Source organism: Pseudomonas sp. GW821-FHT07B01 (assembly GCF_059419065.1).
Genome location: NZ_JBWKRA010000008.1, coordinates 153554 through 165678 on the forward strand (window position 1 = coordinate 153554; position 12125 = coordinate 165678).

The following is a 12125-nucleotide window of genomic DNA, read 5'->3' on the forward strand; positions in this document are numbered from 1 at the left end:
GTTCTCCTTCTTTATCTGGCTCAGCGCCGCGGGAATTGGAAGCCGTTGCAGGTGCGATCGACAAAACGGTTGTGAGGGAAACGATTATCCCCGGACACCAGTACGCAACCGAACTTGTCCAGGCTGGCCTGGCCGCCGAATTCCTCGAGAGTGTTCGAGTACGGATAGACTTGCACTGAGGTCGGCAGATAACGGGCGGCGAAGCCCAGGCGCATCTGGTCGGTCAGGCCGTTGTGCGGGTGCGAGGCATGCATAAGGGTCGACCAGAAAATGATGAACTGGCCTTGGCGCATGACCATGGATTTGGCCTGGGACTCGTCGGGCTTCCAGTTCGGGTCTTTCTGCAGTTGTCGATAGTCATAACCGAAGAAGCCCCGACGGACGCCGTCCTTTTCCATCTTATTGATGGCGTCGGATTGGTAATCCATGGTCTTCGATTCGTCGTAGTTCATGGTCCGGTGAGTACCGGGAATGAACTGCAGACAACCATTTTCAATGGTGGCATCGGTGAATGCGGCCCAGACGGTGATTGTGCCGCCGAACTGGGCGTCTTCCGGCCAGACTATTTGAGGATGCTTGGAGCCGGCAACGTTAGAAAAATTGTCGGCTTGGTGCCAGTCGGTGCCTTCGTCGCCGGGGTACTTGGGAAAGAACTCGGTGCGCCAGCAAAGTGTGTCACGCCCAAGGATGCTCGACACCCGATCGACGATTTCTGGACGGGTAATGTGCTCTGCGAGGAAGTCGACGTCCAGGTGACGGTCATAGTTGGACAGGTTCGTTATCCCTGACACCGCCTTGTCCTGGCTATAGATCGCTTTCTTGGTGTTGAGCAGTTTGGGCCGTAGAGCTTGTAAGCTGCGCTCCATTTCGTCCTTGTGATAGAGGTCGAAAGGCCCTATGTAACCGTCACGGTGGAACTTCTCCAATTCATTCTGGCTGAGACTAAAATCTAGGTCAGGGGAACGTACCTGTTCTTCCATTTGACACCTCACGGGTTTGTGGATCGTGCTTTAACTGGTCATCTGTTTTTCCAGATAGTTTTTGAATGTGTCGCAAGCCCGCTGAAGGTGCTGGCGCAACACAGAGGCCGCCTCTTCGGGGGCTCTGGCTTCAGCAAGCGACACTAATGCCTTGTGGTCGTCCTGTGCCATTTCTCCCAGCCCCATAGCCGAGAGGTGAAGTCGCAAGAAGCGCTCCTCTTCCTGCAATTCAATGTCGATCAGACGCAGCAGCTTCTTGTTGGGCGTGCGTCGATATAGAGACATGTGAAATAGCCTGTTGAGGCGTCCAAGGCTCTCCAAATCTGTTTCACTTTCCATAGCAACAATGTGTTCCCTAGCTTGTTTGAAATCCTCCTTGCACAGATTGGGAATTGATTGGCGTAACGCCTCCGGCTCAAGCAACAGGCGTATGGCATATGTTTCGACGGCATCGGCAACATTCATCTGAAGTACGATGGCGCCTTTGTTGGGTACATTTCGTACCAGCCCTTGAGCCTCAAGTTTCAACAGCGCCTCGCGGACAGGCATACGGCTAACGCCGAACATGCGGGCTATCTCCTCCTGCCGTAAGGCTGTACCGCCCGCCAGGCGACCGTTCAAAATCCCATCCCTTAACGTTTCCTCCACAAGATTTCTTGATAGCGGGACCTGAGCATTTATTTCAGGGAAAGCATTTTTAAGGTCTGCTGTTGATTTCAATGTATTCTCATTTTTCTCATTGGATCCTGGAGCCAATTTATAATGCAGCTCTCCAGTTGCGTCAATATCTTAGGGCGTTCGTGCGTACGAGGGATCAGGGAGGTCCTAACAGCATAATTCTTGCTATCCAAGCGTGTCTCATGCTGTGTAACCGTCCGCCCAACACCCTCTCCTGAGAGCCCTCCCAATTTGCCAAGATAGTGGACACCATTTTTAGTGGACACTACTTTGGATACTGCTCCCCCTCGTTGCCCTGGTCGCCGCCCGAACTTCCCTCCCGCTTTCAAGCGCAAGGTCGTCGAAGCCTCATACCAACCGGGTGTCTCCGTGTCGTTGATCGCTCGCGAACACGACGTTAACGCCAACATGGTCTTTCGCTGGCGGCAGCAGTACCTAGACGGGGTGTTCGGCCCGGTCAGTCGGGGGGCAACGCTGTTACCCGTTGAAGTTATTGACGCGCCTATTGAATTGTCGCCACCCGCGCCGCTACCGCAAGAACCCCATTCCGAGATCCTTATAGAAGTAGGAAAAGCCAAGCTACGTATCACTGGCACGCCTGATCCACAGACCTTGCAACTCACCTTGCAGCAGTTGCTGCGATGATTGCACCTCCCGCTGGAACCCGTATCTGGATCGCCGCTGGCGTCACCGACATGCGCCGTGGCTTCGATGGATTGGCAGCGTTGGTACAAACACAGCTGGAAGCCGATCCCTTCTCCGGCCAGATTTTTGTCTTTCGCGGACGGCGCGGTGATCGAATCAAATTGCTGTGGTGGGACGGCGACGGCTTATGTCTGTTCTGCAAACGCCTGGAACAAGGCCGCTTTGTCTGGTCCCAGGCAACCAGCGGCAGCGTGTCGCTGACGGCGGCGCAATTATCGATGCTGCTGGAAGGCATTGATTGGCGCAGGCCAATTCGTACAGCACCCGTCCTTGCAGTCTGACTTTACGCGCTGAAAATCCTTAGTAACATTCGGCCATGACCCACATGACCGACGCCCTGCCGAATGATCTTCACGCCTTAAAGGCCCTGGTCTCTGCCCAGCGGGCAGAGATTGAGCGCCTGAAAATGATGATCACCAAATTGCGGCGTACGCAGTTCGGTCGCAGTTCCGAGCAACTGGACGCGATGATCGACCAACTCCAGTTGAGCCTTGAAGAGCTGGAGGTCAACCAGGCCGAAGTGAGGCCGATCACTGAGCAAGCACCGCGCACCGTTTCCCGCCGTAAACCATTGCCTGACCATCTCCCCCGCGAAACCCATGTCCATCAGCCCGATCCGCAATGCTCCGGTTGTGGCGGGACGCTTCGTCAGTTGGGGGAGGATGTGTCTGAGGTGCTGGAGTACGTTCCGGCCCGTTTCAAGGTGATTCGCCATGTTCGGCCCAGGCTGGTTTGCCGCTGCTGCGAGCACATCATCCAAGTACCTGCGCCAAGCCGCCCGATAGCCCGGGGCCTGGCGGGCCCGGGGTTACTGGCTCATGTGCTGGTGTCCAAGTTCGTTGACCATCTTCCTTTGTATCGACAGTCCGAGATCTACGCCCGCGAGGGCGTGGATCTGGAGCGCTCGACCTTGGCCGACTGGGTCGGCCAAAGCAGCCAGTTGCTCAGACCGCTGATCAACGCCCTCAACCGTCATGTCATGATCGGCCATAAAATCCACGCCGATGACACACCGATTAGCGCACTCGCACCTGGTACCGGCAAAACCAAAACGGCGCGGCTTTGGACGTATGTGCGTGACGACCGTCCCGCCGGTTACACGACGCCGGCGGCGGTCTGGTTTGCTTACTCGCCGGACCGCAAGGGGCAACATCCCCGTTCGCACATCAAAGACTTCAGCGGGATCTTGCAGGCCGACGGCTACGCCGGTTTTGCTCAGTTGTATAGCTCGGGCAGTGTTCAGGAAGCGGCATGCTGGGCTCACGCTCGCCGCAAGTTTTACGACGTGTACAAAGACCAGTCTTCACCGCTTGCCGCCGAAGCGCTGCAACGAATAGCGGTGCTATATGCCATTGAGCGTGAAGTTCGCGGCCAGCCGCCCGACCGGCGAAAAGCGACTCGGCAAAGCCGAGCCAGCCCACTGCTGGAGCAGTTGCACGCCTGGCTCAATCAGACGCGGACTCAAGTATCGAAGAAATCGGCAGTGGGTGGTGCGATTCTCTATGCCCTCAATCGGTGGCAGGCCTTGGTGCGCTACTGCGATGACGGTCGAATTGAAATCGACAACAACGCTGCCGAGCGCGCGCTGCGCGCCGTCGCGTTGGGCCGCAAAAATTATCTGTTCGTGGGTTCCGATGCCGGTGGAGAGCGCGCCGCTGCCATTTACAGCCTGGTAGGCTCGGCCAAACTCAACGACCTGAACCCGCAAACCTATTTGACCCATGTGCTGGAGCGAATCGCCGACCACCCCATCAATCGGGTAGAGGAACTGCTGCCCTGGAACGTATCTCTTAATCCTCTCGAACACTACGAGGCTGCTTGATCCATGCCCAAACAATCTCACCTGTCCGTGGTTAAAACCGACCAAGTCCTGATACTGCACATCGAATTTAAATGGATAAAGCCTTCGATCTGGCGCCGGGTCGCAGTGCCTGAAAACATCACGTTGAACAAATTGCATCAGGTCATCCAGGCGGTGTTTGGCTGGAGCGACACGCACCTGCACGAGTTTGAAATTGATGGTGAAAGTTATGGCGTTCCTGATCCTGATTGGGGCCCGCCGGTGATTTCAGAGCAGCGTAAAAAGCTGATCAGCGTGTTGTACGGGAAGAAGACGTTTCGTTATGTCTATGACTTCGGCGACAACTGGGAGCTGCGGATTAAGGTCGAGAAAACCTTGCCTGCAATTATTTTTCCGCAAGTGCCATGTTGCATTGATGGGGCTAATGCACGCCCGCCGGAAGACATTGGTGGTGCGCCTGGGTATGACGATTTTCTGGCAGCGTTGGCGGATCCGAATCACCCTGAGCATGAGGCAATGTCGGAGTGGTATGGGGATGATGGGTTTGATCCGACGGCGTTTGACTGCGAGCGGGTCAATCAATGGTTGAAGCAGGCGAAGGTCTGATCAGCAAGAGGGTGTCGGGCGGACGGTTACCATGCTGTGGCCCACGTAAACAGAGGATTAGCAGGTCTGAGGCGATGGCTAGTCGCCTTTCGGGTGAAGCGTGGTCATTGGGTGGTGGGATGATGTGGCTCGTGGAGGCAGGTAATTTCCATCAGCCAATGAGTAGTAATTATTTATAAGAACAGATCGAATTTTCAGTGCTGTTCAGTTGGTAAAGGCAAGCAGTGAGTCAATTACTACTAGACCGATCCGCGTCATTCACCAATGAGCCCCTAAACATGGGAATGCGGAGCCTTCCCATGTTTAGGGGCTTAGCATGAGCAGCACAGGCAAGGAAAGGATTCGGCGCCAGCCGCGAGCTCCATTATCATCACGTGAGCCTTCAGCGTATCGGGAGAACATTGCGGTCCCGGGTTTGGTTAATGGCAGATACCGATAGGCTGCCCATGGCCGCCTTCTGGATATGTTCACTCCACCAGGCCATCATCGGACGCCGGCGTTCTATGTAATCCGCCCGGTTGTAGGCGCTCCGAACTTCGTCTTTATCGACATGCGCCAGCGCGACTTCGATTAGCTCCGGATCCCATCCATGCTCATTCAGAATTGTGCTGGCCATGGAGCGCATGCCGTGGCTGACTAAGCGGTCCTGAAAGCCCATTCGTTTCAACGCCATGTTGGCTGTCTGGCTATTCGCGTGGGTGCGCGGATTTCTATCTGACGGGAACACATATTCCCTGTGGCCGCTATGGGGCTTAAGCGTCTCCAATAACGAGAGTGCATGTTCGGTCAGCGGGATTGTGTGCGGACGACGCTTTTTCATTCGCTCCGGAGGGATGGTCCAGATGCGTTTTTCGAAGTCGATGTCTTCCCATCGGGTAGTCGCCGCTTCGGCAGGGCGGGTCATAGTGTGTAGCTGCCATTCGATCAGGCAGCGGGTCGTCCGCTTGATGCTGGCGTTCGCGATTTCCATCATGAGCTCCGGAAGCTCATCTGGTGGTAGCGCTGCCATGTTCTCTTTCTTAGGTTTCTTGAACACCGCTCGAATGCCGCTGAGAGGGTTGGCAAAGATCATTCCGGAATTGACCCCGTAGGTCATGATCTCGTTAAGGCGCTGGCTCACTCGCTTAACTGTCTCGAGGCTGCCTTTGGCCTCAATCGGACGAAGGAGCTTGATGACCATTGGGGCGCTGACTTCGGAGAGAGGCGTTGATTTCATGCTCGGAAAAACATGCAGTGTGAGGGAGCGCCAAATGTCTTCGGCATACGCCGGCGTGACGGAATCCTTCTTCAGCTCGAACCAGGCGGTGGCCACGTTCTCGAAGGTGTGTTCCGTTTCCGCTCGTTTGGCTTCCTGTAGCTCATTGCGCTGAGCTTTTGGATCGATGCCCTGTGCAAGCAGCTCTCTGGCCTCAACGGTTTTCTTCCTCGCTTGCGCAAGAGAAACCTCGGGATAAGAGCCGAGTGCCATGTTGATTCGATTTTTGGTGACGGGATGCCGGTAGTTGAAATTCCACTGCATCGAGCGATTGACCCTGACTCGCAGTTGGAGCCCGTCGCCATCCGTGAGGACGTAATCCTTGTCTTTCGGTTTGACCGCCTTGAGCTGGCGGTCGGAGAGACGGGTGGTTTGAGCGCACATGAGAAGTACTCCATGACACCTTTTGGTATTCCCAAGATTAGCGCCGGGGAGCCGGGAATACCATTGGGAATACCAAACTGCCTGGAACTCAAAAAGCCTGGAAAGCTTCCCGTGGCCCTGAAGCCCCCGTATTTACTGGATTTCAGGCACAAAAAAAGACGTCCGTGGACGTCTTTAGATGATGAAGTGGTGGAGCCGGGGGGATTTGAACCCCCGTCCGCCAGTACTCCGCTGTCGGTACTACATGCGTAGCCGTTTCTATTAAGTTAACCCTCAGCGACCCGAAGGGCAGGGTGCTTTGGGCGAGTTGTGTAAGTTTTAGCCGCTTCGTCCACAACGTACTGCACGGCGATTCTGTTCTATATGACAATCACTTTGGGTTTACAGACATCCCCTGGTGATTGCTGGACCCGAAGGTACCAGAAGCTCAGGGCTAAGGCTGCTTACGCAGCGAGAGCGAATTCCTGGCCGTAGTTTTCGTCATTGGCAACTATAAGAAGTTGCAACAGTGGATTTACGAGTTCTGTTACCAACTCGGCATGCACCTAAAGTTTCGCGACCGGCGTCGAATCCTAAACGGCCCCGTGCTTGTAACTCGTTGTTTCTTAGTGAGTGACAAGCCTGTGCAGTGTACGCCAAAACGTCAGCGAAGGCCAACCCGAAGGTTGGCCCTCTCGCTTACTGGCCGCCTTTCTCGCTGTTCTGCAGGTCTTGCAGGGCCTTGGAGGTGATTTCGATGCACTTCTTCTCATCACCTGCGGCGTGGGCGGCCTTGGCCTGGGAGACGGCGGTGTCTATTTCGCCACTTTTACCGCTGGTGTCGGTGGCGAGCAGGGCTTTGCCGTTGTTGATTTTGTCCAGGTTGATCTGGCACAGGTCTTTGTCACTGGCGGCGAAAGCGGGGGAGGCGAGCATCGCAGCGGTCATGAACAAGCCAGCAAGAGCGGAACGCTTCATAGGGTGTCTCCTTGCGCAAAAGGGCTCGACGCTGCTGGCGTGCAACCGCTGCCAGCGACATCACTGATGGGCCTCGTTTGTCGAGGCCTATGCAGATGAGTGCGCCGGCGCGCGAGGGTTCGGTTTTTTTGCCGGGTCAGTGGGCGCGGGCGCGGGTGACGCGGTCTACCAGGTAGACCAGGCCGTGGTAGTCGATGCCGCCATGCTGGCTCAGGCCGATCTCGCAGGTGCGGCTGGTGGAGATGCCTTCGCTGCAATATTGCACGGCGTCCTTGAGGGAGCGCAGGGCGTGGGCGTTGAGTTCCGGGGTGGTGAAGCCTTTGTCGCCGGCAAAGCCGCAGCAATGAATGCCTTCTGGGATCACCACGGTTTTTGCGCAGCGTCGCGCCAGTTCGATCAGGGCCTGGCTCTCGCCCAGGTGTTGGGTGCTGCAGGTGACGTGCACGGCGATGGGGGCTTCCTGGGGCGTGAAGTCGAGGCGGTCCATCAGGTGGGTGCGGATAAAGCGCACCGGGTCGTAGAGGTCCAGGCGCGTTTCTTCCAGCTCTTGCACCAGGCGGAGGGTGCAGGGGCTGGTGTCGCAGTAGATCGGGTCGAGGCCGCCGCGGCTGGCGTGGAGCAGGGCGCCGATCAGTTCCTGGCGCTTGTGTTCGGCCTGCTCGGCGTAGCCTTTGGAGGCGAAGGGTTGGCCGCAGCAGAGGCTGTCCTGATTGTCGGGGAAGACTACCTGGTAGCCGGCTTTTTCCAGCAGTTGGCGGGTTTTGTCGTACAGCGACATTTGCTCTTTATCGCCGGCTGCCGGGCCCATGGCGCGGGAGACGCAGGCGGCCAGGTAAACCACGCGTGGGCGCGCGTCCGTCACTGCCGGGCTGAAGCGGATGGCTTTTTCGGGCTGTGGCATGGCGTTGGTCCACTGCGGTATTTGCCCTTTGGACAGCTTGGTCAGCGTGCTCGAGAGCCTAGTCAGCCGTGGAGCACCCAGCAGCATGCGCGCACCGTTGGCGACGTGCAGGGTAAAGCGCGCACCTTGCAGCGCGGTGGCGAAATGGCTGGCAAGCCAGTCGGCGGTTTTCGTACGGTCGGCCTCGCGGCTGCGCAGTTTTTTTACCAGATCGCCGGTATTGATGCCTACAGGGCAGCGTTGCGCGCATAAGCCGGTGGCGGCGCAGGTGTCGATGCCCTGGTAGTGGTAGGCCGCTTCCAGTTCGGTGGTGTCCACGCCTGCGCGTTTTTTGGCCTGGATATCGCGCCAGATCACGATGCGCTGGCGCGGGCTCAGGGTCAGGCCTTTTGAAGGGCACACCGGTTCGCAGAACCCGCATTCGATGCACTTATCCACAAGCTCATCGGCGGCGGGCAATGGCTTGAGGTGCTTGAGGTGGATCTGCGGGTCTTCGCTGAGCACCACATCCGGGTTGAGGATGCCGTTAGGGTCGAGCAGACGCTTGAGCTGCCACATCAGTTGATACGCGTCGCTGCCCCATTCCAGTTCGACGAAAGGGGCCATATTGCGGCCGGTGCCGTGTTCAGCCTTCAGTGAGCCACCGAACTCCACGGCCACCAGTTGCGCGACGTCGTCCATGAATGCTTGATAGCGTGCGACTTCTTCGCTGCTGTTGAAGCCTTGAGTGAACACAAAGTGCAGATTGCCTTCCAGGGCATGTCCGAAAAGGATGGCTTCGTCGTAGTGATGTTTGTCGAACAGTGCGATCAAGCGGTTCACGCCAATCGCCAGTTGTTCGACCGGGAAGGTCACGTCTTCGATGATCACGGTGGTGCCGGTTTTGCGTACGGCGCCTACGGCGGGGAAGGTGTCTTTGCGGATTGCCCACAGGCGGGCGTTTTCCAATGGGTCTTCGGTGAAGTCGACTTGTTTCTCCACGGGAAACGCCGCCAGGGACGCCATGATGCGCGTCAGTTGTTCGTGCAGCAGTGATGACGAAGCGGCGCGGGATTCGATCAGCAGTGCGCAGGCGTTTTCCGATAGGTGCTGTACGAAAGCAGGCATGCCCGGTTTGTCCTGCACCGAGCGCATGCTGCGTCGGTCCAGCAGTTCAACGGCGGAGACTGGCTGGGTTTTCAGCACGGTGACGGCGTTGCAGCAGGTTTCGACGTCCGGGAAGACGATCAGCGCCGAGGCTTTGTTTGGGTGATCGATCACGGTGTCGTAGGTGACCGCACTGATAAATCCCAGGGTGCCCTCGGAGCCGACCAGCAGGTGGCTGAGGATGTCCAGCGGGTCATCGAAATCCACCAAGGCATTGAGTGACAGGCCGGTGGTATTTTTCAGGCGGTATTTGTGGCGGATCTTCGCCGCCAGCTCAGTATTTGCCCGTGTTTCACGACCTAACAGGGCCAGGCGTTCAAGCAGTGCGCTATGTGACTGGCGGAAGGCTTGCACGCTGGCGGCATCTTCGGTGTCCAGGCGGCTGCCATCGGCCAGCACCAGGCGGATGCCCGCCAGGGTGTGGTAGGTGTTTTGCGCCGTGCCGCAGCACATGCCACTGGCGTTGTTGGCGACGATACCGCCGATCTTGCAAGCATTGATGGACGCAGGGTCCGGGCCGATCTTGCGCCCGAACGGTGCGAGCCAGGCGTTGGCCTGGGCGCCGATCACACCCGGTTGCAGGCGGATCTGGGTGCCTTGCCCGCGAATTTCGCGGTGATTCCAGTTATCACCCAGCACGATCAGCACCGAGTCGCTGATGGCCTGGCCCGAGAGGCTGGTGCCTGCGGCACGGAAGGTCACCGGTACGCGGTCGCGCTGGGCCAGTTGCAGCAGGGTTACCACTTCGTCTTCTGACTCCACGCGGATCACCAGCTGTGGGACCAGTCGGTAGAAACTGGCGTCGGTGCCGAAGGCGAGGGTGGAAAGTGGATCGTCGAAGCGACGATCTTGCGGGATCAGTTGTGCGACGTCGCTCAGGAAAGCAGCAGGCAGGCTCATCGGTCCTCCAGAAATAGCAGACGCCGGAAGGGTGCCCCGGCGTCGATTCTTACCCTATTACGTGCAGGTCTCAGTGCACCAGCATACCGGTGAACCAGTACGCCTGCGCCAAGGTGATCAGCCCGACGATGGTGGCAAAAAACAGGCTGTGCTTGAGGGTAAAGCGGAACAGGTCGGATTCCTTGCCCACCAGGCCGGTGGCGGCGCAGGCCACGGCGATCGATTGCGGCGAGATCATTTTGCCGGTCACGCCACCGCTGGTGTTCGCGGCTACCAGCAGGGTGTCGTTGACGCCGATCTGGTGCGCGGTAGTGGCTTGCAATGAGCTGAACAGGGCGTTGGATGAGGTATCGGAGCCTGTCAGGAAAACTCCCAGCCAACCAAGGAATGGCGAGAAGAACGGGAAGGCAGCACCGGTGCCGGCCAGAACCAGGGCCATGGTCGAGGACATGCCGGAGTAGTTGGTGACGAAGGCGAATGCCAGCACCATGCCGATGGACAGGATCGGCCAGCGCAGCTCAAAGAAGGTCTCTTTTAAAGTGGTAAGACCAGTTTTGACGTCGATTTTCAACACCAGCATGGAGACCAGTGCCGAGAAGAAGATTGCAGTACCGGTGGCCGAAATCGGGTCCAGCTTGAAAACGGCCGGGATGGCGGTGGGGTTGGTCACGATGGGCGCGACTTTAACCACCAGTTGATCCAGGTGCGGGATCGCGAAATTGAACACCCAGCCGTACATCGAACCGCCCGCGGCGAACAGGGCCTTGAAGGGTTTGAGGGTCCAGATGGTCACCAGTACGGTGAGGATCAGGAACGGCGACCACGCCTTGAAAATTTGCCCCAGGCTGTAAGGCGAAACCACGGTGTTGCGGGGCAAGCCGAAGCCGCCGGCGCTGGAGGTGACCGCCACGCTGGAGGTGGCGCCGGCAATTTGTGCGCCTGCGGTGCGCTTGGGTTGCCAGACTTTCAGGAACAGTGTCAGGGCAATCAGGCTGGCGAGTGCCGAGGTGATGTCCGGCAGCTCTGGGCCAATGAAATTCGAGGTGAAATATTGGGTGACGGCAAAGCTCAAGCCCGCCACCAGGGCTGCCGGCCAGGTTTCGCGAACGCCGCGCAGGCCGTCCATCATGAACACCAGCCAGAACGGCACGAACAGCGACAGCAGCGGCAGTTGGCGGCCGGTCATGGCGCCAATCTTGAACGCATCAATACCGGTGACCTGGCCGGCGACAATGATCGGAATGCCCAATGCGCCGAAAGCCACGGGCGCGGTATTGGCAATCAGGCACAGGCCGGCGGCGTACAGCGGGTTGAAACCCAGGCCTACCAGCAGCGCGGCGGTGATCGCCACGGGCGCGCCGAAACCGGCCGCACCTTCGAGGAAGGCGCCAAAGCAAAAACCGATCAATAACACCTGCAAGCGCTGGTCGTCGGTGATCGACAAAACGGAGCTGCGGATGATCTCGAACTGGCCGCTCTTGACCGTCAATTTGTACAGGAATACAGCCGCGACGATGATCCAGGCGATCGGCCACAGGCCGTAGGCAAAACCGTAACCGGCTGCGGCCAGCGCCATGTCTACCGGCATCTGGAAGGCGAAAATGGCGACCAGTATCGACAGGGCCAGGGTGATGCTGCCGGCCAAATGGCCTTTGAGGCGGAACACGGCCAGCGCCAGGAAGAAGAATACGATAGGAATGACGGCGGCCAGTGCGGACAGGCCGAGGCTGCCGAGTGGGCTGTAAAGCTGTTGCCAGGTTTGCATATGGGGTGGCCCCTGATTGTTGTTGTTTGGTGAGCTTGGTTAATTGG

Annotated in this window: 10 protein-coding genes and 1 other RNA gene; 4 read left to right on the plus strand and 7 right to left on the minus strand. The window is 57.9% G+C overall.

The annotated features are described in order from the left end of the window. Positions 1 to 20 precede the first annotated feature (20 nt). Positions 21 to 980, minus strand: coding sequence for a chlorinating enzyme (locus AC07S6_RS11600; protein ID WP_492616703.1), 960 nt, complete (start codon positions 978 to 980; stop codon positions 21 to 23). Between the two features lie 30 nt (positions 981 to 1010). Continuing rightward, on the minus strand, positions 1011 to 1700 hold the full coding sequence (locus AC07S6_RS11605; protein ID WP_495112350.1) for a GntR family transcriptional regulator: 690 nt from the start codon (positions 1698 to 1700) through the stop codon (positions 1011 to 1013). A gap of 216 nt (positions 1701 to 1916) precedes the next feature. Here AC07S6_RS11605 and tnpA point away from each other — a divergent pair, with 216 nt between their 5' ends. Genes tnpA through AC07S6_RS11625 form a run of 4 tightly spaced genes read left to right on the plus strand, consistent with a single transcriptional unit; the run spans position 1917 to position 4770 of the window. Next, on the plus strand, positions 1917 to 2303 hold the full coding sequence (tnpA, locus tag AC07S6_RS11610; RefSeq protein WP_495112351.1) for an IS66-like element accessory protein TnpA: 387 nt from the start codon (positions 1917 to 1919) through the stop codon (positions 2301 to 2303). Further along, positions 2300 to 2644: an IS66 family insertion sequence element accessory protein TnpB gene (gene tnpB / locus AC07S6_RS11615; RefSeq protein ID WP_495112352.1), complete on the plus strand. Its 345-nt coding sequence runs from the start codon at positions 2300 to 2302 to the stop codon at positions 2642 to 2644. The genes tnpA and tnpB overlap by 4 nt, the downstream gene beginning before the upstream one ends. 35 nt (positions 2645 to 2679) lie before the next feature. After that, on the plus strand, positions 2680 to 4185 hold the full coding sequence (gene tnpC / locus AC07S6_RS11620) for an IS66 family transposase (protein ID WP_495112353.1): 1506 nt from the start codon (positions 2680 to 2682) through the stop codon (positions 4183 to 4185). A gap of 3 nt (positions 4186 to 4188) precedes the next feature. Continuing rightward, on the plus strand, positions 4189 to 4770 hold the full coding sequence (locus AC07S6_RS11625) for a plasmid pRiA4b ORF-3 family protein (protein ID WP_495112354.1): 582 nt from the start codon (positions 4189 to 4191) through the stop codon (positions 4768 to 4770). A 382-nt stretch (positions 4771 to 5152) separates the two neighbouring features. Here the strand turns inward: AC07S6_RS11625 and AC07S6_RS11630 are convergent, their stop codons facing one another. From AC07S6_RS11630 to AC07S6_RS11650, 5 genes are all read right to left on the minus strand, one after another. Continuing rightward, positions 5153 to 6409, minus strand: coding sequence for an integrase domain-containing protein (locus AC07S6_RS11630; protein ID WP_495112355.1), 1257 nt, complete (start codon positions 6407 to 6409; stop codon positions 5153 to 5155). A 187-nt stretch (positions 6410 to 6596) separates the two neighbouring features. Then, positions 6597 to 6993: a transfer-messenger RNA gene (gene ssrA / locus AC07S6_RS11635) on the minus strand. A gap of 94 nt (positions 6994 to 7087) precedes the next feature. After that, positions 7088 to 7366, minus strand: a complete 279-nt coding sequence (locus tag AC07S6_RS11640) for a PA2433 domain-containing protein (protein ID WP_003194233.1) — start codon at positions 7364 to 7366, stop codon at positions 7088 to 7090. Positions 7367 to 7502: 136 nt separating this feature from the next. Continuing rightward, positions 7503 to 10313, minus strand: coding sequence for an FAD-binding and (Fe-S)-binding domain-containing protein (locus AC07S6_RS11645; protein ID WP_495112356.1), 2811 nt, complete (start codon positions 10311 to 10313; stop codon positions 7503 to 7505). A gap of 70 nt (positions 10314 to 10383) precedes the next feature. Further along, positions 10384 to 12078 carry a lactate permease LctP family transporter gene (locus tag AC07S6_RS11650; RefSeq protein WP_490616106.1) on the minus strand — a complete coding sequence of 565 codons (1695 nt, stop codon included), beginning with the start codon at positions 12076 to 12078 and terminating at the stop codon, positions 10384 to 10386. Between the last annotated feature and the right edge of the window lie 47 nt (positions 12079 to 12125).